The sequence below is a fragment of the Paenibacillus artemisiicola genome, from assembly GCF_017652985.1.
GTDB classification, from domain to species: domain Bacteria; phylum Bacillota; class Bacilli; order Paenibacillales; family Paenibacillaceae; genus Paenibacillus_Z; species Paenibacillus_Z artemisiicola.
In genome coordinates, this window is sequence record NZ_JAGGDJ010000061.1 from 1 (window position 1) to 21,033 (window position 21,033).

Sequence of the window (21,033 nt, forward strand, 5' to 3'; positions counted from 1 at the left end):
GCACGGCATCGCGGCGCTGCCGCCGGACGCCGGGCCGACGCGCGGGGACGCCGCGGCCGACGCGCCGGGGCTCTACCGCCGGGCGCAGGCGGCGCTCGCGTACGCGTTCCACGCCGAATGGCGGGGCACCGTCGACGCCGACGACGTGCTGCCGCCGGCGAAGCCCGTCTTCCGGTTCGACGGGGAGCAGCTCTTCGAGGCGCTCCAGGAGCCGGACCCGTCGGCGGCCGAGGCGCTGTGCGCGGACGCGTTCCGCGAGCTCGCGGCCGGCGGACGGTGCGAGCCGAGGCTCATGAGGGATTACGCGGCCTTGACCTTGATGAAGCTCAAGAGCCGGACCCGCGACATTATCGATCCGCGCGTTGGAAGCGTTGTCACCGAGACGGCCGTGTCGGACGTGCCCGCCTGCCGCAGCGCCGAGGCGCTGATCGCGCTGCTGCTGGGCAGCCTCCGCGAGGTGCACAAGTCGCTGCACGAGCGGAAGCAGGGCCGCAGCGAGCTGATCGTCGACCAATGCCTCGGCTGGATTCAGGAGCGCTTCGCCGAGGATCTGACGCTGGAGGCGGCGGCGGAGCGGTTTCATTTCAACGCGTCGTATTTCAGCACGCTCCTGAAGGCCCGCACGGGGCGGTCGTTCTCGGAGCACGTGACGGACGCGCGCATTCGCCGCGCCAAGGAGCTGCTGCTGGCGGGGCAGCTGCGCATCTACGAGATCGCGGAGCAGTGCGGCTACCGCGATACGAAATATTTCACGCGGATGTTCAAGCGGCAGGTCGGGCTGTCGCCGGAAGCCTATAAGCACGCGGCGCCGCGGGCGAACGAAGGCGGGGAGACGCCATGACGTTCCGGACGCGGCTCGTCCTCAGCTATCTGACGCTCATCGCCCTGCCGCTGCTCGTGCTGAGCACGCTCTTCTACCGGACGAGCCTGAACGTCGTCACGGAGCAGGCGCAGAAGAACGTGTACGCCGTCGTCAAGAAGAACAACGACGTCATCGACACGAAGCTGGGCATGGCCGACCAGAACAGCCGGTCGCTGTTCGTGGACAAGGATTTGTACGAGATTTTCAACGCGCTCCATCCTTCGAGGGAAGAAGAGCTCGTGGCGGCCGACCGGCAGATCTCCGCGATTTTAAGCAAATATTTCTCCCAGAACGAGGACGTGTACGCCGTGCAGCTGTGGACCTCGTACTACAGCTTCGGCCTGTCGCTCTCGCTGCCGCAGGGCGATCCGACGCAGTCGCGGATCTACAAGGAAGCCCTGCGCGCGGGCGGGAAAATGGTCTGGTACCCGACGTACGACTTTACCCGCATGTTCAATCAGCCGTGGCTGAAGGACGGCTCCATCGACTTCCGCTACCTGTTCTCGGCGACCCGGCTCCTGAACTTCTCGCACCTCGAGGACAGCACCCTCGTCAAGCTGAAGCCGGGAGTCGAGCGGCCGGTGCTGACGATCAGCTACAAGTCGACCGTGATGGACGAGCTGTTCGAGCAGAGCATTCCCGCCGGCTCCAGCTACATGGTGCTCGACCCGAACGACGTCGTCGTGGCGTCGAGCGACGGGTCGCAGGTGACCAAGAAGTACGCGCCGGCGTGGATCGAGGCGTTCCGGGCGAAGGGAAGCGGCACGGAGCGGATCATGCTGAACGGGAAGCATCAGATCGTCTGCTTCGCCCGCTCGGAGGTGACGGGCTGGCTGTCCATCGTCGTGACGCCGCAGTCCGCGCTCGTGAGCAGCCTCGTGCCGGTCATCCGCACCTCGACGATCGTCGGCGCGCTGGCGCTGACCGCCGTGGCGCTCTTCTTCGCGTACTTCATCCTGGGCCGGATCACGGGGCCGATCAAGCGGCTGATGAGCGCGATGCGGTCCGTCGGCGAAGGGGATTTCCAAACCCGCGTCGAGGTGAAGCGCAACGACGAGTTCGGGCTGCTGTCGCAGCGGTTCAACCGGATGAACGACCGCATCGCGATGCTCGTCAAGGAGAACTACGAGATCAAGCTGAAGGAGAAGGAAGCGGAGATTCAGGCGCTCAACATGCAGATGAACCCGCATTTTCTGTACAACACGCTCAACATCATGAACTGGACGGCCATCGAGCACGGCCAGAAGGAGCTGAGCAAGATGCTCGTCTGCCTGTCCAACATGCTGCATTACACGTCGCGGAAGGATTGGGGCGCCGTTCGGCTGGCGGAGGAGCTGGAGTGGATGCGGAACTACTTCTACATCATGTCGGTCCGCTTCGAGGGGAAGTTCGACGTGACGTACGACATCGAGCCGGCGCTCTACGAGGAGGAGCTGCCGCGGCTGCTGTTCCAGCCGTTCGCGGAGAACGCCATCCTTCACGGCTTCGGCGGCTTGGAGGCGGGCGGCCGGATCGGGATCCGCGGCTGGACCGAGGGCGGGAGCCGGTATTTCGAGATCCGCGACAACGGGCGGGGCATCTCCAAGGCGGGCATCGACGCGATCCTGTACGAGGAATCGGCGTCCGTCGGCATCAAGAACACGATCTCGCGCATCAAGATGGCTTACGGGGACGACTACGGCATCCGCATCGAATCCGCGCCGGGCGAAGGGACGCGCGTGCGCATCCAGCTGCCGCGCAACACCCAATATTAGTCCACCATTCTAGGAATGCTCGGGTTTTGAAAGCGCTGTCCGTCTCTTACAATGGAACTATCATAGACTGCAGCTATGAGCCAATGAGGACGCAATCAGAGAGGGGCTCGCACTATGTCAAGCAATCGAGGGAAGCTCGTTTCCCTGCTTCTGGTACTGATTCTCGCGGTTACGGCCGTACTGACCGGCTGCACCAAGTCGGACGCCGGCTCGAACAACGGCGCCGCCCAAGCCAATGGCGGCAGCAACGGCGGCAATAGCGGAGGCGGCGCGGGCGAAGACGCCGGCGCGGGCTCGGCGAACGCCGGCAGCGGCGAACCGATCACGCTTCGCCTCACCGCCTGGGGTTCCCCGGACGAGATCGCGGCGTACAAGGTCGCCATCGCCCGGATCGAGAAAGCCAAGCCGAACATCAAGGTCGACTTCCAGGCCATCAGCGCGGACTACGACACGAAGCTGACGACGATGGTCGCCGGCAACGACGAGCCGGACGTGGCCATGATGGAATCCGCCACGATCGCGTTCCCGCTCGCGGAACAAGGCAAGTTCCTGAACCTGCAGGATTATATGGATAAAGACACGGAGCTCAACATGGACGCGCTCGTGCCGAACATCACGTATTCGGCGGAGCCCGGCAACGTGATCGGCATCGGTCCGGGTCCGGAAACGTTCGTGCTGTACTACAACGAGGACGTGTTCAAGGACGCCGGCATCGAGCCGCCGCCGGCCGATCCGTCGGAAGCGTGGACGTGGGACCAGTTCGTGGACGTCGCCAAGCGGCTGACGATCGACAACAAGGGCCGCAATGCGACCGAGACGGGCTTCGATCCGAAGAACATCAAGCAGTTCGGCATCAACCTGCCGACCTGGTGGGGCCTCTACAGCAACTTCATCTATTCCAACGGCGGGGATTTCCTCTCGGCCGACGGCAAGACGCTCGGCCTGAACCAGCCGGAAGCCGTGGAAGCGCTCCAGAAGCTGGCCGACCTGATCAACGTGTACCACGTCGCCCCGTCGCCGCTGCAGGCGAAGAACATTCCGGGCACGAACGTGGCGCTCCAGACCAAGAAGGTCGCCATGGCGTTCGACGGGCAATGGGCGACGACGGGACTCGCGCAGTCCAAGTTCAACTATAACGTCGGCGCGCTGCCGGTCATGAAGGAGCCGGTCACGACGGTCGTCGCGGGCATGTTCTCCATCTTCAAGTCGACCAAGCATCCGGAGGAATCGTGGGAGCTGCTGAAGGCGCTGATCGATCCGGACGCGTCGCTCGACATGCTGACGGCCGGCACGTGGATGCCGTCGCATAAGGACTGGTACACGGACGCCGACAAGCTGAACAAGTGGACGCAGAACCTGCCGTCCCGCCCGTCCGGCTACAAGGGCGCGGTCATCGACATGCTGCTGAGCCACAGCCACGCGACGCCGACGGCGTACGTCAAGAACTTCAACAAAATCATGGACGTCATCAATCCCGCGCTCGACAAGGTATGGCTGGGCAAGCAGTCGGCCAAGGACGCGCTGGACGCGGTCGCCGCGAAGGCGCAGGAGCAAGTGCAGGGCCGCCGGGACGTGAAGTAGGTTGAATGAGGTTTGTGAAGCAGGTTGGATGAAGCAAGTGAGCAAATTGGATGAAGCAAGTGAGGCGGGTTAGCCGGAGCAAGTGAAGCAACTGGCCGAAGTACGTGAATAGGCCCGTCCGCGGAGGCGGATCGCGGCGAGCGGGGGACAGCCGTTCCGGACCGGAGGGCTGTCCCTTTCCCTAGACAGGAGGCATAACGCATGGAGATTTCGGCGCAAGGCGGGCAGCAGGCCCGGGCCGCGACGCGGAAGCGGAGCACCGCGAGAGAGCGCAAGGCGCTGTTTTACGGGCTCTTGTTCACGGCGCCGGCCATACTCGGTTTTCTGATTTTCACCCTCGGTCCGATGGTCGCAAGCTTCTACCTCAGCTTGACGGACTACAACGTCTTCAAGGACCATACGTCCTTCATAGGATTCGACAATTACGCGAAGCTGTTCTCGGGCGGGGACGACCTGTTCTACCAGTCGCTCGGCACGACGTTTTATTTCGTGGTGCTGCGCGTGCCGGCGGTCATCCTCATCTCGTTCGCCCTGGCGCTTCTGCTGAATATGAACGTCAAGGGGCGTTCCGTGTTCCGGACGATCATCTACCTGCCGAGCATCGTGCCGGCGGTCGCCTCCTCGATGATTTGGCTGTGGCTGCTGAACCCGGACCTCGGCCTGATCAACACGGCGCTGGAATGGCTGCATCTGCCGACGAGCAGCTGGCTCTTCGGGGAGCGCAGCGTCATTCCGTCCATCGTGCTGACGACGCTGTGGGGCATCGGCGGCACCGTCATTATTTTCCTGGCGGGCTTGTCCGGCATTCCGAAGCAATATTACGAAGCGATCGACGTCGACGGCGGCGGCTGGTACCACAAGCTGCGCCATATCACGATCCCGATGGTGACGCCGACGATCTTCTTCAACACGATCATGACGATCATTGGCTCCTTCCAGGTGTTCAGCGAGGCGTACATCCTGACCCAGGGCGGACCGAACAACAAGAGCCTGTTCTTCGTCTTCTACCTGTGGCGGACGGCGTTCCGCGACACGGAGATGGGCTACGCGTCGGCGCTCGCGTGGGTGCTGTTCGTCATTATTCTGATCTTTACGTTCATCGTCTTCAAGACGTCCAAATCCTGGGTGCACTATGAGGGGGACCGCGCATGAGAGAGTCCAGGCTGAAGCTCGCCGCAGGCTACGTCGCCCTGCTCGTCGTCTCCGTTCTGTTCATCGTGCCGTTCGTCTGGCTGCTGCGCAGCTCCGTGATGGATCTGTCCCAAATCTTCGTCATGCCGCCGCAGTGGATTCCGAAGCCGTTCCACTTGGAGAATTTCAAGGAAGCGCTGACGGTCGTTCCGTTCGGCACGTTCTTCGTCAACACCCTGGTCATCGTCGCCGGCGTCCTGCTCGGCACGGTCGTCTCGAGCACCGTCGCCGCGTTCGGCTTCTCGCGCATCCGCTGGAAGGGACGGGACGCCGTGTTCGCGGTGCTCATGTCCGCGATGATGCTGCCGGGCGCGGTAACGCTCATTCCGAGCTTCATCGGCTGGAAGGAGATCGGCTTCTACGATACGTTCTATCCGCTCATCGTGCCGGCGTACTTCGGCGGGGGCATCTTCAACATCTTCCTGCTGCGGCAGTTCTATCTGACGATTCCGCAGGATTTCGACGAGGCGGCGTTCGTGGACGGGGCGAGGTATTTTCAGATCTACTGGCGCATTCTGCTGCCGCTCAGCCGTTCGGCGGTCATCGTCGTCGCGCTGTTCACGTTCCTCGGCTCGTGGAACGACTTCATGGGCCCGCTCATCTACCTGAAGAGCGACAGCCGGTTCACGCTCGCGCTCGGCCTGCAGATGTTCCAGGGCAGCTATACCGCGCAGTGGGATCTGTTGATGGCGGCTTCGGCGGCCGTCGTGCTGCCGTGCGTCGTCGTGTTTTTGGTCGGGCAGCGGTATTTCCTGGAAGGAATTACGCTGACCGGGTTGAAAGGATAAACGGAGTTCGATAAGGGTAAGCGAGCAGGGGACGACGAAAAGGGAGGCTACGAGCATGACGAAGGTGCAACAACCGGTCCGGGGCTGGCGGGGCGTGCCGTTCTCCAGCGTGCGCATCGACGATGCATTCTGGCGTCCGCGCCTCGAGGTGCTGAAGAACGTGACGATCGACGTCTGCCTGCGCAAGTGCGAGGAGACGAACCGCATCCGCAATTTCGCGCTGGCCGGGGGCTTGGCCGAGGGCAGGTTCGAAGGGATGTATTATAACGATTCCGACGTGTACAAGGTGCTCGAAGGCGCCGCGTACGCGCTCATGACGGAGCGTGATCCGGCGCTGGAAGCGGAGATCGACCGCATCGCCGGGCTGATCGAGGCCGCGCAGGAGCCGGACGGCTACCTGTCCACGTATTACACGCTGGAAGCGCCGGATCGGAAATGGACCGACATGGAGAAGCACGAAATGTACAACGGCGGTCATCTGATCGAAGCCGCGGTCGCGTATTACCAGGCGACGGGTAAGCGCCGGCTGCTGGACGTCGCCTGCCGGATGGCGGACCATTACGACGCCGTGTTCGGTCCCGGCAAGCGCCATTGGGCCGAGGGGCACGAAGAGATCGAGCTCGCGCTCGTGAAGCTGTTCGGCGCGACCGGCGAGGAACGGTACTGGAAGCTGGCGCTCTGGCTGCTCGAGGAGCGCGGCCGCGGGCACGGGGTCGGCGCGATCTGGGATAAGCCGGAATGGGGTCCGGCGTACTGCCAGGACGACGTGCCGGTCCGGGACATCCGCGAGGTCAAAGGGCACGCGGTCCGCGCGATGTACCTGTACACGGCGATGGCCGACGTCGTGCTCGCGTCGGGCGATCCCGCCTATCTGGCGGCGCTCGACCGGGTATGGGCGCATACGGTGGAGCGCAATCTGTACGTGACCGGCGGCATCGGGCCGTCCGTGCACAACGAAGGGTTCACCCACGACTACGATCTGCCGAACGAGTCGGCGTACTGCGAGACCTGCGCCGCCATCGCGATGGCGTTCTGGAACCACCGCATGAACCTGCTCCACGGCGACGGGAAATACGCGGACCTCGTCGAGCGCGAGCTGTTCAACGGGGCGCTCTCCGGGATCTCGCTGTCCGGCGACCGGTTCTTCTACGTCAACCCGCTGGCCTCGAAGGGCGAGCATCACCGGGTGGAATGGTTCCACACGTCGTGCTGCCCGACGAACCTCGCCCGGTTCCTGCCGGCGATCGGCCAGTACCTGTACGCGGCGACGGAGGACGGCCTCGCCGTCAACCAGTACGCCAACGGCGAAGCGGCCGTCGAGCTCGTCGGCGGCACCGGCACGGTGCGGATCGCGCAGTCCACGGCCTATCCGTGGGACGGGCGCGTCGCGCTCACGGTGACGCCGGAGCAAGAGGCGCCTAGCGAGTTCGCGATCCGGCTGCGCGTGCCGGGCTGGTGCCGGGGCTACCGGGTATCGGCGCAGGGCGAGCGGGTCGACGGCGCGGAGGCGCTGACGGCGAAGGGCTACCTCGTCCTGAAGCGCCGCTGGGCGCCGGGCGACACGATCGAGCTGACGCTCGACATGCCCGTCGAGGTCGTCCGCGCCCGGCCGGAAGCGGAGGCGGACCGGGGCCGCATCGCGCTGCAGCGCGGCCCGGTCGTGTACTGCGTCGAGCAAGCCGGCAACGCCGGGCTGCGCTACGACGGCTTCGCGCTCGGCGCGCACGAGCCGTTCGCGGTGCAGCACCGCGCGGAGCTGCTCGGCGGCGTGACCGTGCTGCAAGGCCGCACGGCCGAAGGCGAGCCGTGCGAGCTCGTCCCTTACTACGCGTGGGACAACCGCGAGGCGGGGTTCATGCAGGTGTGGGTTCGCGAGGCGGAGGACGCGCGGCTGTACCGGTTTTGAGGGCTTGGTGAACCGGGGAGCGCTCGGGTTCGCTAGTTATTAGGGAGAATAAGGATTCATGAGGTTAACCATTCGATGGTTAGCCTCTTTGCCTTGTTTTAAGCGAAGCTGCTTCGCGGCGTTAAAGAAAACGTAATCGACATCTAAAGCGCTCATCCGTAAAATGGAAATTATGATGTGCGGAAATCAAGCATTAGCGCGGCTAACGTCGGCTCAGAACGGAGATCAAGACCATCCTAGCGCGCTACTAAGCCGCTTATCCGGTCAACCCTACCTAAGGAGATGTTCGCTTGAAAATCTACGCATTCGGCAAAGCCGGCGACAAAACCATCACGCAATTCGACAGCAAAGGGGCGTCCATCTCCCGGATTATCAAGCACGACAAGCCGACGCATATCGGCTGCATCCATCTCGAGCCCGGCGGGAACGTCGGCCGGCACGAGGCCACGATCAACCAGTTGTTCGTGGTGCTGAACGGGCAGGGCTGGGTGACGGGCAAAGAAGGCATCGCGTACCGAATCAAGGCCGGTCAGGCCGCTTATTGGGAGGCCGGCGAAGCGCATGAATCGGGCACGGAGCACGGGATGACGGCCATCGTCATCGAGAGCGAGCAAGTGGAGCCGCTGATGACCGAGATTCCGTGGCTGAACGAGTAGTCCATATCTGGCGAGAGGGGCTTTCCCCGATGAACAAGCTTCAAAAGCGCGCGTTGGTCGGCGCCATTCTGGGCGGAATCCTCTGGATCGTCAGCGGCATCGCGGGTTTCGTCCTTCATAGGAAGCAGGCCGAGGCAGAAATGACGGCCTTTTACCCCACGCACAACGGCATGCTGCCGGTACTGGCCTGCATGCTGCTTGGCGGCCTCGGATTCGTGGCCATGGTGATTAGCTTGGTCGTCTATGCGACGTCCGGCGTGGCTAAGAAAGCATAAGTGAGCGCATTCGTCCAATTCGCACGGCAACCGCGCCCCGCGCGCAAAAAAACAGACCGCAGCCAAGCTGCAGTCTGTTTTTTCATGACACGGCAATTAGTTGATCAATCCCGATTGCTTCAACAGGTTGTAGATCGCGAGCGCCGCTTCCTCGCGCGTCGTCGGCGCCTTCGGCGCGAAGTAGGCGCTGCCGCCCGTTACCGCGCCGCTCATCAGGCCGGCCGCGGTGACGGCTTGCACGCTCTTCTCGGCGTAGCCGGAGACGGTGCCGGCATCCGCGAAGGTCGGGCTCGCGGAGCCCGAGACGTTCAGGCCGACCAACGCGGCGGCCCGTTCCAGCATAACGGCCAAATCCTGGTGCGTGATCGTGCCGTTCGGGTTGAAGCTGCCGCCGCCGAGGCCCGTGATCAGGCCGGCTTGATACGCGGCGCCGACTTCGTCCGCGTACCACTTGTCGGCCGTCACGTCCTTGAACGGCAGCCCGGCGCCGGCCGGCAGTCCGAGCGCGCGGGTCAGCAGCGCCGCGAATTCCGCGCGGGTGACGGCCGCGCCCGGCGAGAACGTCGAGGCCGACGTGCCGTCGATCAGGAACTTGCTTGCCAGCGCCGCGATTTGCTCCTTCGCGGCCGAGCCGGCGATATCCGTAAAGGTGATCGCGCGCGTCACGGCGGCATAGGTTGCGAAGCCCGGACGCGTCACCGTGACCGTCACGGTGCCGTCGTCATTGCCCGCGAAGGCCGCCGGCGCCGGGTTCACGGCAGGGGACCCGGCATAGAGCACGCCGGCCGCCTTGACGTCGGTGCCTTTCGGCAGCGTGAAGGCTTGCTTGACGAAATCCTTGCCCGAGAGCGCCAGCGGCTTGACGGCTGTCCCTTGGACGACGTTCACGCCGAAGGCCGCCGGCTTGCCGAGCACGGTTATGCCCGACGCCGCGCTCGCGAATGCCGCGCCGGACGAATCCGCCGCAGCCAGCGTCACTTGCAGACCGGCATCCTTAGGCGCTTTGGCCAGGAGGCCGACCGGAATCGCCACGGCGCTCGTGCCGTTCGTGACGGCAAGCACGTTCGCCGGGTTCGACCCCGCGAGCAGCGCGACTTGGGCCGGCGTCAAGCGCAGCACCGCTTGCTGCGCGCCGCTCGGGTCGATCGTCACGACGATCGCGGCAGGTACGGTCTTGAGCGCTTGCTGCAGGTCGGCGTCGGCGATGACGGCCATCGCGGTCGCGCCTTCCGTCTTCACGGCCGGTTTGACCGGCGCTTGCGTCAGGACGCTGCCGAGGACGGCCTTCAGCGCGGGGTTCGCGCCCGCGTCCGGAGGCGACACGATGATGACGCCCGGACTGCCGCCGCCGCCGATCGGACCGCTAGGGACCGCCGTCAGCGTGACTTTCGTTTTCACTTCGGCTTTAACGGCCGGTTTATCTGCCGCCGCGATGGTCACGGTCAGTTCCACGTCCGTCGCGCCGTCCGGACGCTTCAGCAGCACGCCGGTCTTGCTGATCAGCTTGTCGCTGCTGCTTCCCGTGACGGCATAGGTGATGCCTTCCGTGTCGGGGAATGCCAGCACCGGCTTATTCAATTCCGTCGTATTGACGACGTTGGCTTTGTAATCCGCCTTCGCCTGGTTCACGAGCTCCCATGCCGGATCGACGTTGACGAACAACTTGCCGGAAGCCGCGGCTTCCGTTTCGTTGCCGGCGTCGTCCCACGCGCGGACGACGATGACGCCGCCGTCCAGGATCAGGCTGTCCGGGGTCTTATACGTACCTTCGTATAAGCCCGGCGTCGTCTTGCTTTCCGTCATCGCGATTTCGTTCGCTTTCGCGGAAGCGGGAGCAATCGGCAGCTCGACGCGGAACGCGGCATGCAGGCCCGGGTCGCTCTTGAACGAGACGGACAGGCTGTCGCCTTGGAACAGCTTGGCGTCTTCCGCCGGCGTCACGTCGGCAATCGCCGGGCTGTCCAGATCCAGGCGGACGGTGCGCGTCACCGTCGTTTCGTTGCCCGCGAGATCCTTCGCGACGACGGTCACCGCGTTGGCGCCCGGATTCAGCAAAATGCGGTGCGTGAAGGCGCCGCCTTCTCCGACTTCGGCCGCTTCGCCGTTCACGGTGACGCCGCCGGGGTAGTCGTCGGTCGCCGTTCCCTTAATCGTTAATGCTTCCTGATTCTTCTTGAAGTCCTCGGTCGGCGTCGCGACGGTCAGGCTTGGGAGTACCGTATCCAAGGTGACGTCGGTCGGCGCGGAGCGCTCGGTCGTCTTGCCGTCGACCGTGGCTTCGGCCGACAGGCTGTTCAGGCCGGCCTTCAGCTGGACCGGAATCGCGAACGTCCCGTTCTCGACCGCAGCCGTTCCGGCTTTCGCGTCGCCGTTATATAACGTCACGGTCGCGCCGTCGATCGGCAGCGTGCCCGTCACTTCGATCGCCGCGTCGTTGGTGTACGTCCCCGCCGCCGGAGACGTGATGACCGGGGCCGTCACTTCGTTGTTGATGGTCGCGCGGATCATGTAATTGCCGTCATCTTCCGGCGCCGGCGCCCAGCCGCCGCCAACCACTTGCCAGCTGCGCAGCGCGTTCGTGCCGTTGACGTCGGTAGCCAGGCCCGGGGTATTCGGGTAGCTGCCGACCTGGATATAGGCGACGTAGAATTCGCCTTCCACCTCGACCGGCGTCGGGAACGTCACGTTCGTCCAATCCTCGCCGGTGCGCAGCGCTTCGGCCGGGAACGGACCGGCCAGCAGGCGTCCCGGGGAACCGTCGCTGCCGCTGGCGTCGTACACCGCGTATTGGAACGGCGTCGCGCCCGGAACCGGCCAGGACGTATCCCAGAAGCGGAACGAGGCGCCCGTGACCTTCGCCCGGCCTGCCGCCGGCGTCATGCGGACCGCCCAGCCGTTGCCGGCGTCGTAGAACGCATGGGCATCTTCGGCCGTGCCGTCGTCGTAGCCGAGGCCGCTCGGCGCGCCGACGAACGGCTTCAGCGCGACGTTCGCTTCGGCCGTCCCGTTCGGCGGCGCGGTCACGGTCACGCTCTTCGCGTAATACTCGCCGGCGGAGACGGCCAGCGTATACGCGCCCTCGAGCACGGTCAGCGAGAACGCGCCGTTCGCGTCGGTGCGTACCGGGGCGATGTTGGCGTCCTCCATGACCATGACGTTCGCGTCCGCGACCGGCTGCTTCGTGCGTTCGTCGGTAATGACGCCGGTGATTTGCCCCGTCGGGATGGCCTCCAGATCGAAGTTTACTGTCGCGCTCGCGTTATCCGCGATCGTGACCGGCTTCGTCTGCGGATAATAGCCGTACGTCTCGACCTGCAGGTGATAATCGCCCGCTACATGTTTAATGGCATATTCGCCCGTAGCCGGATTCGTCTTGACGGAACGGTTCGTTTCGAGCACCGTCACCGTCGCGCTTGCCGGCAGGCTCGTCGGCTGCGGCGTTTCGGACGGTTGAACCGCGCCGGACTGTTCCTTCGTCGTCGCCTTCGGCTCGTACATCGGCTTCGTAATATGCGCTTTCGGCGCAGGGGCGCCGTCCGAGACATGATTGGCCTGCGTGATCGCCGGAGGCGCGCTCGTGCCGACCACCTTGAAGTTATCGACGTACCAGCCCGCCATGTTCACGATGGAATCGGACTGCAAATGGAACCGGAAGCGGACCTGCTGGTGCGCGTAAGGCGCCAGGTCGTAGCCGAACAGCTCCCACTGGTTGTCGTACGAGCTGCCGTTGAAGCTGGCGAGCTCGGTCCAGGTCGCGCCGCCGTCGGTCGTGATCTCGAAGCGGCCGTAATCGTAGCCGGACTCCAGGTTATACCAGTTGCTGAAGAAGACCGCGGCGTTGTCCCACTGGCTCAAATCGATCTCGGGGGAGACCAGGGCGTTGTCGCTGCTGTCCGAATAGGTGTCGTCCAGATCGGTGCCCCAGACGTTCGGCGGGGATACCGCGCTGTCCGGCCCGATGTTCGCAGGCGTGCCGCGTTCCCACTCGTCGCCGGACCCGCCGTGCGTCCAGCCGTTGTCGTCCGGGCCGTCGAACGTATCCTTGAAGATCTCGCTGACCGACGTCAGGTCGACCGAGAATTCCTCGGACGGCTCGCTTTCGTTGCCGCTGTAGTCGACCGCCGCGACCTTGTAGCGGTTGACCGCGCCGGCGACCGCGGCGGTGTCGATGATATGGTTCGCCTTGGTCGTGACGGCTGCTTCGAACGGTCCGTCGCCGGCGGCGCGGTAGACCGCGTAACCGGCGACGTCCTCATCCGCCGCGGGTTCCCAGGCGAGGGCGACGTTGCCGCCCGGATCCGCGCCGCCAGAGAGGCCCGTCGGCGTGCCCGGCGGCACCTGATCCGGAGCCTGGACGGACAGATCGTCGAGGTACCAGCCGCCCGTGCCGCCGAAATCGTTGGCGAACAGGTTGAAGAGCAGCTGGACCCGTTGGCCGGCGTACGGACGCAGGTCGAGGAATTCCGTTTTCCAACCGTCGCTCTTGCCGGTGAAATGCAGCTGTTCGATGAATTCGCCGCTGCTTTGCTCGGTCGCCAGATAGACGACGGCATGATCAGAGCCGATGTCGTACCAGTTCTTGAACGACAGCACGGCGCCTTCCGGGCTGTCCGTCAGGTCGATCGGCGGGGCGAGGAAATAGGCATTGGCGCCCGTCATATAATGCTCGCCCAAGTTGCTGGCCGCGACCTTGCTGCCGGAATAGGCTTTGTCGTAGAAGGGCTCGCCGACCGTCCACGTGTTGTGGTAGCCGCCGCTCTCGAAGCCGCTGACGGCCCCTTCGAAATCCTGGACGTAGCCCGGCTTGAGGCCGCTGGACACATCCGCGGCGTACACCGGCGTCTCGGTCCGGTTATTGGCGTAGTCGGCGGCCCGTATGTAATACTCCAGGCCGGCGGGATCGAGCAGATAAGCGGGAATGATGGCATGGTACTGACCGGATTTATAATCGCCGGCCGCCCGCGTCATCGGGAGATAGACGTACTCCTCGGTCCCCTTGATGCGCGCGAACGCCTCGACCTGCGTCACGCTGACGTTGTCCGTGACGGCTGCCGCGAGCAGGGCGTCCTTGCCGCCGTAGAGAACCGGAATCGGCGTATGGTCGATGACCGGCGCCTCGTCGTCGTTGCCGCCGATGCGGACCTTGCCGGCTACCGTGCCGATCCCGGTCGTGATGGCGCCGACGGCGTCGAGCGCGTTCACGATGCCGTAGCCGTACGCCTGGTTCGGCGATTCCGGATAGCTGGCGTCCGTCCGCGGCGTGGCCGTATCCTCCAGAATCTGCGCGATGTCGTCGACGGTGAGGGAGTGGTTCGCCTGCAGCATCAGCGCGGCGATGCCGGAGGTAATCGGTCCGGCCATGGACGTGCCGTTCCAGCCGCCCTCGTAGCCCCCGCCGGGCACGGAGGAGCGGATGTTGGCGCCGGGCGCGGACACTTCCGGCTTCAGCTCGCCGTACGGCGAAGGGCCGAGCAGGGAGAACGGCGCGATCATGCCGTTGCTGTCCGTGGCGCCCGTGGCGAACGATTCCGGGTAGTTGGCGGGATTCGCCACCGAGCCGGGACCGCCCGGATTATCGGGCGTCGTGTTGCCCGCCGAGAATTCGGGGAAAATGCCCGCCGAGCGCCAAGCCTGCACGATCGGACGGAAGAACTCGTCGATCCCGGCGCCGCCGCCCCACGAGTTGTTGACGATATCCGGGGCGAGCTCGGGGTGCAGGTTGCCGTCGCCGTCGACCGGCGCCAGAATCCACTGGCCGGCATCGAGTATAATGGCGTCCGTCGTGGACGGATCGAAGATCCGGACGGAGATCCATTTCGCTCCGGGCGCGACGCCGACCTTATTCGTGCCGTTCTCCTCGGAGCCGACCATCGTGCCCATCGTATGCGTGCCGTGGCCCACGTTGTCCTCCGGGAGCGCGGCGCCGCTGTGGGCGTCGTACCAGCTCAGCTCGGGGTGGACGATCTCGCCGTTCTCGTAGGCGCGCCATTTGCGCTCGAGCGCGGGGTGGGTATAGTCGACGCCCGTGTCCAGGCTGGCGACGACGATGCCGGTGCCGTCGATGCCTTCGTCCCACACCTGCGGGGCGTTGACGTAGTCGATGTTCCATTCCGCGTTCTCGGTGAGCGGCGCCGCCTCTTTCGCAGCCGTAGCCGCGGCCGCACCGGGAGACGCGCTCTCGGGAGGGGCGGCGTCCTCGGTTTTTTGCACCTTGTCGAGGAAGCGTTCGGTGTTCGGGAGGATTTTGTCGACCTCGGGACGGCGGGCGATCTGTTCCATTTCCGCCTTCGTGGACGTGACCGCCAAGGCGTTGACGATGAAGAAGCTCTTGTAATCGATAATGCCGCTGTGGGAAGCTTTGGCCTGCTTGAGGTAGGATTCGAGCGAGCTTTGGGTGCGGAAGGCCGTTTCGCGCAGGGAGCCGATGACCGCATTGCGCATGGAAAGTTTGGCCGCAGCCGGGGTGACCTTGTCTTTGAGCGCCTTTTGCCGGGCTTGCGAGGAAGCCGCGGCGGGATCCGCCTGCTCCTTCATCTTGATCAGATAGGTTACGTATTCGTCGTCGTCGAATCGGTCGGTCACCTGGGGAGAGATCTTTGCTGCCGCGTTGGTCGGGGAGACGGCGGAGACGGTGAGCTTACGGGCGCTTGGATCCGCCGCGGCCGCAGCCGGTACGGAGAGCGTCCATGCCATGAGGATCGCCATCCCGAACGCCGGAGCTTGTCGGAATGTTTTCCATTTCACAGTGCTTGTTCAACTCCTCAATCGAATAAGGTGGGTACTCTTCCGCGGTTCATAGATGGGAGAGCGGCATTGGTTTTCCGACCACCTCCTTTCCGGAAAATTGCTAATTGAAGTCAGATATTAAAAATATTAACTTAGTTAGAAAATTAAGATAATTTAATTGTTTAAATTATAGGGTGGAAGATTTGAAAAGCATAGAGACTTCCAGCGTAGGCCGAAGGAGCGCCCGCGCTTGCGGGAGTGCCTCGGATTAGGCATCAAGGACCGATTCTTGGCGAAGCGCGCCGTCGATGAGGGGGCGATCGTGTCGGAAGCGGCTCGGCGGGGATGGTTTAAAGCGGCATCGACAACGACCTAAAATTTCTATAAAGCGGAAACAAAAAGCAGACTCCCGTCATCGTAACGGCATGATTCCTGGCTGTAGCCGAGCTGTTGCGGGTTCTCGCGACTTTCGGCAACAGCATTGTGACGCTGTGACGAATCCGTTACAATGTAGGGACCGAATTGAAAAACCATTGGCAAAGCGGGTGAACCCGATGAAACAAATCCGTCAACTGCAGCTATGCTTCGACGAGGACGGCCGCGAGATCGAAGTGCTCGACGTGTCCGTGATCGACCCGGATACGGTGACGATCGAAGAGAATCCGATCTTCAGCGAGCGCGTTTCCTTCGGCGACCGGATTCGGGTCCGGCGGGTGGGCGACGTGTATTATTACATCGAGACGCTCCGGAAGTCGGAGCTCGTCCGGCGCTCTTGGCTGCTGAGCCGGCGGGTCAGCCGGTCGGCGGAGCTGAGCGCCGCGAAGGCGCGCATCGCGGAAGCGGGCGGCAATTGGGAGCAGGTCTTCGGCGGCCTGCTCGTGATCAACGTGCCGCAAGCGTTCGAGGGCGGCATCGCCGCGGACATCGACGCGATCATCGCGGACATCGACAGGCTTGGAGGGCAAGCGTGAGACAACCGATTTTTTACGGCGCGGTCCATCTGCTGTTCTATCGCGGCGACCGCGTCCTGCTGCTGAAACGGATCAACACCGGCTTCGAGGACGGCAAGTGGAGCGTCGTCGCGGGTCGCATCGACGGCAACGAGGAAGTGAAGGCCGCGGCGATCCGCGAGGCGAAGGAAGAGGCCGGCGTGACGATCCGGCCCGAGGATCTGGACGTCGTCGGCGTCGTTCACCGCAAGAACGTCAGCTCGGAATGGATCGATTTTTACTTGCGGGTCCGCGCGTGGAGCGGCGAAATCGCGAACATGGAGCCGCATAAGTGCGAGGAGCTGGCGTGGTTCTCCCTGCGCGAGCTGCCGGGCGACATGATCGGCTACATCCGCACGGCGGTCGAGAAGGACCACGGGGCGATGTGGTTCGAGAGCCTGGGCTGGTAAAGCCGCGTACGCCGGAAGCGCAAGCAATAGCGTACCTAGCAAAGGGCCGCTAATCCGGCTCCGCACGAAGCCGCCGCGATGGAAACCATCGGCGGCTTTTTTGCGTTATAGGGATATCTTGAATCGGAGGGGAAGTAGCGCATGGGAAACAAAAACATGGGGGCGGCGGCGATCATCGCGGACACGGCCGGCCGCGTCTTGCTCGTCAAGCACAGCTACGGCATGTTGAATTGGGATCTGCCGGGCGGCAAATCGGAGACCGGCGAATCGGCGCGGGAGACGGCAAGCCGGGAAACGTTGGAGGAAACGGGGCTCGACGCCGCGGTCGGCGCGCTGACCGGCGTGTATTACGATCCTCAGCACGATATGCACCATTTCGCGTTCCTCGCGTCGAATCGGACCGATCGGGCGCCGGAGCCGGCTTCGCCGGAAATCCTGGCCTGCGGGTATTTCGCTCCGGACGAGCTGCCCCGGCCGATGAGCGACTTTACGTACCGGCGCATTCAAGACGCGCTGGCGGCAAGCCGGGAGGAGCTGTTCCACGTTATCGGCCCTCGAAAGTGGCTGGATGGGACTGGTTCCGGCAGTCATTGAACACGTCGGGATAACCCGATTTTGGACACCACTTCACCGTTCCGTGCCAAATACTTTTCGGCCGGCCGTGCTTACAATAGGCTTGATTAGGCATGGTTGACGAGAGGGGACGCGACATGACGGCAACGAATCAGGCAATGTACGACGTACGGGAATACGGCGCGGCGGGGGACGGCAAGACGCTCGATACGAACGCCATCAACCGCGCGGTCGAGGCCTGCCACGAGCGGGGCGGCGGCACCGTGCGGCTGACGGCGGGGACGTATTTGACGGGCACGGTGTTTCTGCGGAGCGACGTGACGTTCCGTCTAGAGGCCGGCGCGGTGCTGCTCGGCAGCCCGGACATCGCCGACTATCCGGCGCTGCCGTACACGAGCGAGTACCGGAATACGGCGCTCGTCGCGGCGATCGGCGCGGAGCGATTCGCGATCGAGGGCCGCGGAACGATCGACGGCAACGGCGACGCGTTCGCGCTGTACGACCGCGCGGACCTGCTGCGCGATTTCGACGCGTCGCACACGCGCCAGGGGGACGGGTATTTCCGCGAGAACGACAAGGCCGACGACGGGCCGGTGGAGATGAGAACCCGCCCGGGCATTCTGATTCTGATCCTGAACGCGCGCGACGCCCAGGTCAGCCGCGTCCATATCCGCAACGCGCCGAACTGGTGCCTGCACGTGGCCGGGACGGACGGCGCGCTGCTGACGGGGCTGGATATCCGGAACAGCCTGCTCGTGCCGAACGCGGACGGCATCGACGTGAGCCGCAGCCGCAACGTCCGCATCAGCGACTGCAACATCGAAGCCGGCGACGACGGCCTCGCGTTCAGCCCGTGCGCCGAAGGCTTCGGCGGCGGCGGCAACGAGAACATCGTCGTGCAGAACTGCACGATCCAGTCCCGGTCGGCGGGCATCCGGATCGGGTGGGACGCGCACGATTTTCGCAATTTCCTGTTCCACAATATCGTCATCCGCGACTCCAACCGGGGCATCGGCTTGTTCCTGCGCGAAGGAGAGTCGATCGAGAACGTCGTGTTCAGCAACATCGTCATCGAGACCCGGCTGCACAAGGGGAAATGGTGGGGCAAGGCGGAGCCGATCCACATCTCCGCGCTGCCGGGCCTCGTGCACGCGGGCCGGGTCATCGACCGCGACGTGAAGCCGGGCCGGATCCGCGGCGTGACGTTCGCCAACGTGACGATCCGGGGCGAGCAGGGCATCGTCCTGTACGGCAGCGAACGGACGCCGATTCAGGACATCGTCTTCGAGAACGTCCGGATGACGATGAAGAGCGGGCCGCTCATGGAGACGTTCGGCGGCAATTTCGACTGCCGGCCGGCGCTGGACCGGGAGCTGAACGTCTTCGCGCACGACATTCCCGCCTTGTACGCGAAGCACGTGAAGGGGCTCCGCATCCGCGGCTTCGAGCTCGAATGGGCGGACGCCATGCCGGCCTACTGCCGCAGCGGCCTCGAGATCGAATCGTTCGCGGACGTGACGATCGAGGGCTTCCGCGGACGGCAGCCGCAGCCGGACGAAGGCGCGGCGATCGTGCTGCGCGACGGCCGCGGCGCGGCCGTCCGGAACAGCGCCGCGGCGCCGGGCACGGCGCGCTTCCTGCACGCGGAGCGCGTGGAAGGCGCGGCGCTGTACGCGGGCAACGTCGCGCTCGAAGCCCGGCAGGCGGTCGGGCCGGAAGGACACGGATTCGCGACGTTCGGCAATATCGGGGGAGACGGCGAGGGCGGTTCGAACGGCACGAACGCGGGCTGACGCGTTCGCCCGCCGGAACGGAAGAAGGAGCAGCCGCATAAGCGGCCGCTCCTTCTTCCGTTTCATTGGCCGGACGGCGGTCGGGCGGCGAGGCGCGCTTCTTCTCCCGCGGGTCATCGTGTTCGCGGCCGGACGACCCGGGCTTATCGCTGCGGCAGGATGACGAATCCTTCGGCCTTGCGGGTTTTCAGCACCGAGATAAGCTGGTTCTGCAGCGAAGCCTGGCAGGTCACTTCGAGGATGACCTCGCTTTTGCGGCCTCCGGTAAGCTTGATGGATTTCTTTTTCGCGACGGCCAGCTCCGCGAGCAAGCCTAAGAAGAAGCCCGCGCCCAGTCCTAACAGCCCCCAAATGACGGGGCCCCAATACAGGACGAAGCCATAGATCGCGCCCAGCACCGAGCAGAGCGTTGCGCCCATCATGGCGCCGTCCAGCATGCTTCTGCCGTCGACCCGGTGGATCGTGTCCAGGATATGCGTTTGCGCGTCCAGGTTTTCCAACGGCAAGGCGACGATATTCCGCGGAGGGACGCCGAGCTTCTCAATGTCGTGCAGCGCCATCTCGACGAAGGGCGAATGTTCGAAGGTGGCGAGGATATGGACGGTATCGGGTTCGTTCGCGGGTTGGTGCGCCAAGTTTTCGGCCCTCACTCTCAGGAAGCGGATTTGCTCGATATCGAATAACGTGTTGTTCTCCGTGACGGATACATAAGCCTGATAGATGGCGAACGCGTACATCGAAGGCAGGAAGAGGAACCACTGCCAATCCACGCTGGCGTGAACGCCGCCGAAATGCCCGAGAAACGAGTCGAGCAAGGCCCGAACCGCCGCGGCCTTATAGGTAATCGTGATCCACCAGGCCAAAACGAAGGTGCCGATCACCGTGCTGCCGCCGTATAATTGCCCGAGCCCGGGCGAAAAGACGGACCAGAGCAGGCCCAGCCAAGGGCTTTTTTTATCCAAGGTGACCACGTCGAAAAAGCTGACGTCCGAGGGGGTGACGGGCGCGTCTTCGATTTCGGCCAGCATGTGATGTTTTTTGATCTCGACGGCGCAGCGGTAGCTGTCCCAGATGCTGTACGCGTAGACCGCCACGTAGAGCAGCGCCCAGTCCCGGTTGAGCGCCGCCGTGGCTTCCTCGAACCGGCCGAGAAAGGACAAAGCGATCGCCGTGTTCAGGTGGGACATGTTGTTGACCACGAGTTCCCAGACGATCAGAATGCAGCCATGCAAGTATTTGCCGACATACATATGCCCGAAACCGGGAAACGCGGCCGACCACCAAGCGGTCACCCAAGGCGTGCGGGGGTAGACGGAATTGATGCCGAATACGGATATTTGCCCTTTGGAATAGCGGGGCTTGATGGCGGCGGACGGGAACTTCTGATGCGGCATAGGCATGCGCTCCTGCGGTTGGATGTCTTTCCCTTTTCCTACTATATCCAACAACTTCCTGCGGTATCCGAAACGGCCGGCTTCGAAAACCGGGGCTAGGGCTCGTGCTGCCGCGATTCAAGGCGGTTGCGGCCC

General features: G+C 64.0%; 14 protein-coding genes. 12 read left to right on the forward strand and 2 right to left on the reverse strand.

Annotation, left to right across the window (positions count from 1 at the left end):
* The 8 genes from I8J29_RS30495 to I8J29_RS30530 form a co-directional block, all read left to right on the forward strand.
* Positions 1 to 841: helix-turn-helix transcriptional regulator (locus I8J29_RS30495; protein WP_208851066.1), on the forward strand; the 841-nt coding region annotated here is incomplete at its 5' end.
* Positions 838 to 2,616, forward strand: coding sequence for a sensor histidine kinase (locus I8J29_RS30500; protein WP_208851067.1), 1,779 nt, complete (start codon positions 838 to 840; stop codon positions 2,614 to 2,616). The genes I8J29_RS30495 and I8J29_RS30500, both read left to right, overlap by 4 nt.
* A 114-nt stretch (positions 2,617 to 2,730) precedes the next feature.
* Positions 2,731 to 4,197, forward strand: coding sequence for an ABC transporter substrate-binding protein (locus tag I8J29_RS30505; RefSeq protein WP_208851068.1), 1,467 nt, complete (start codon positions 2,731 to 2,733; stop codon positions 4,195 to 4,197).
* Between the two features lie 201 nt (positions 4,198 to 4,398).
* Positions 4,399 to 5,349, forward strand: coding sequence for a carbohydrate ABC transporter permease (locus I8J29_RS30510; protein WP_208851069.1), 951 nt, complete (start codon positions 4,399 to 4,401; stop codon positions 5,347 to 5,349).
* Positions 5,346 to 6,176, forward strand: coding sequence for a carbohydrate ABC transporter permease (locus I8J29_RS30515; protein WP_208851070.1), 831 nt, complete (start codon positions 5,346 to 5,348; stop codon positions 6,174 to 6,176). Before I8J29_RS30510 ends, I8J29_RS30515 begins: the two co-directional genes overlap by 4 nt.
* Before the next feature lie 55 nt (positions 6,177 to 6,231).
* Positions 6,232 to 8,082, forward strand: coding sequence for a glycoside hydrolase family 127 protein (locus I8J29_RS30520; protein ID WP_208851071.1), 1,851 nt, complete (start codon positions 6,232 to 6,234; stop codon positions 8,080 to 8,082).
* 290 nt (positions 8,083 to 8,372) lie between these two features.
* Positions 8,373 to 8,738 carry a cupin domain-containing protein gene (locus I8J29_RS30525; protein ID WP_208851072.1) on the forward strand — a complete coding sequence of 122 codons (366 nt, stop codon included), beginning with the start codon at positions 8,373 to 8,375 and terminating at the stop codon, positions 8,736 to 8,738.
* A 29-nt stretch (positions 8,739 to 8,767) separates the two neighbouring features.
* Positions 8,768 to 9,013 (forward strand): hypothetical protein, encoded by a 246-nt coding sequence (locus I8J29_RS30530; protein WP_208851073.1) that lies wholly within the window; start codon positions 8,768 to 8,770, stop codon positions 9,011 to 9,013.
* 96 nt (positions 9,014 to 9,109) lie between these two features.
* Here the strand turns inward: I8J29_RS30530 and I8J29_RS30535 are convergent, their stop codons facing one another.
* Entirely contained in the window at positions 9,110 to 15,757 is a 6,648-nt protein-coding gene (locus tag I8J29_RS30535; protein ID WP_208851074.1) for a S8 family serine peptidase, read from the reverse strand.
* 536 nt (positions 15,758 to 16,293) lie between these two features.
* Here I8J29_RS30535 and I8J29_RS30540 point away from each other — a divergent pair.
* The 4 genes from I8J29_RS30540 (at position 16,294) to I8J29_RS30555 (ending at position 19,504) form a co-directional block, all read left to right on the forward strand.
* The gene (locus I8J29_RS30540) at positions 16,294 to 16,710 is read left to right on the forward strand and encodes a DUF4265 domain-containing protein (RefSeq protein ID WP_208851075.1); all 417 of its coding nucleotides are present in this window, start codon (positions 16,294 to 16,296) and stop codon (positions 16,708 to 16,710) included.
* Positions 16,707 to 17,138 (forward strand): NUDIX hydrolase, encoded by a 432-nt coding sequence (locus tag I8J29_RS30545; RefSeq protein WP_208851076.1) that lies wholly within the window; start codon positions 16,707 to 16,709, stop codon positions 17,136 to 17,138. Before I8J29_RS30540 ends, I8J29_RS30545 begins: the two co-directional genes overlap by 4 nt.
* A gap of 141 nt (positions 17,139 to 17,279) precedes the next feature.
* Entirely contained in the window at positions 17,280 to 17,732 is a 453-nt protein-coding gene (locus tag I8J29_RS30550) for an NUDIX domain-containing protein (protein ID WP_208851077.1), read from the forward strand.
* Between the two features lie 116 nt (positions 17,733 to 17,848).
* Positions 17,849 to 19,504: a glycoside hydrolase family 28 protein gene (locus tag I8J29_RS30555; protein ID WP_208851078.1), complete on the forward strand. Its 1,656-nt coding sequence runs from the start codon at positions 17,849 to 17,851 to the stop codon at positions 19,502 to 19,504.
* Between the two features lie 143 nt (positions 19,505 to 19,647).
* Here I8J29_RS30555 and I8J29_RS30560 read toward each other — a convergent pair whose 3' ends face one another.
* Positions 19,648 to 20,898: a hypothetical protein gene (locus I8J29_RS30560; RefSeq protein WP_208851079.1), complete on the reverse strand. Its 1,251-nt coding sequence runs from the start codon at positions 20,896 to 20,898 to the stop codon at positions 19,648 to 19,650.
* Positions 20,899 to 21,033: the final 135 nt, after the last annotated feature.

Coding starts and splice junctions, on each gene's coding strand:
- I8J29_RS30510 (WP_208851069.1), top strand. CDS start 4,399: ATGGAGATTTCGGCGCAAGGCGGGCAGCAGGCCCGGGCCGCGACGCGG.
- I8J29_RS30500 (WP_208851067.1), top strand. CDS start 838: ATGACGTTCCGGACGCGGCTCGTCCTCAGCTATCTGACGCTCATCGCC.
- I8J29_RS30505 (WP_208851068.1), top strand. CDS start 2,731: ATGTCAAGCAATCGAGGGAAGCTCGTTTCCCTGCTTCTGGTACTGATT.
- I8J29_RS30550 (WP_208851077.1), top strand. CDS start 17,280: ATGGGAAACAAAAACATGGGGGCGGCGGCGATCATCGCGGACACGGCC.
- I8J29_RS30540 (WP_208851075.1), top strand. CDS start 16,294: ATGAAACAAATCCGTCAACTGCAGCTATGCTTCGACGAGGACGGCCGC.
- I8J29_RS30560 (WP_208851079.1), bottom strand. CDS start 20,898: ATGCCGCATCAGAAGTTCCCGTCCGCCGCCATCAAGCCCCGCTATTCC.
- I8J29_RS30555 (WP_208851078.1), top strand. CDS start 17,849: ATGACGGCAACGAATCAGGCAATGTACGACGTACGGGAATACGGCGCG.
- I8J29_RS30530 (WP_208851073.1), top strand. CDS start 8,768: ATGAACAAGCTTCAAAAGCGCGCGTTGGTCGGCGCCATTCTGGGCGGA.
- I8J29_RS30515 (WP_208851070.1), top strand. CDS start 5,346: ATGAGAGAGTCCAGGCTGAAGCTCGCCGCAGGCTACGTCGCCCTGCTC.
- I8J29_RS30520 (WP_208851071.1), top strand. CDS start 6,232: ATGACGAAGGTGCAACAACCGGTCCGGGGCTGGCGGGGCGTGCCGTTC.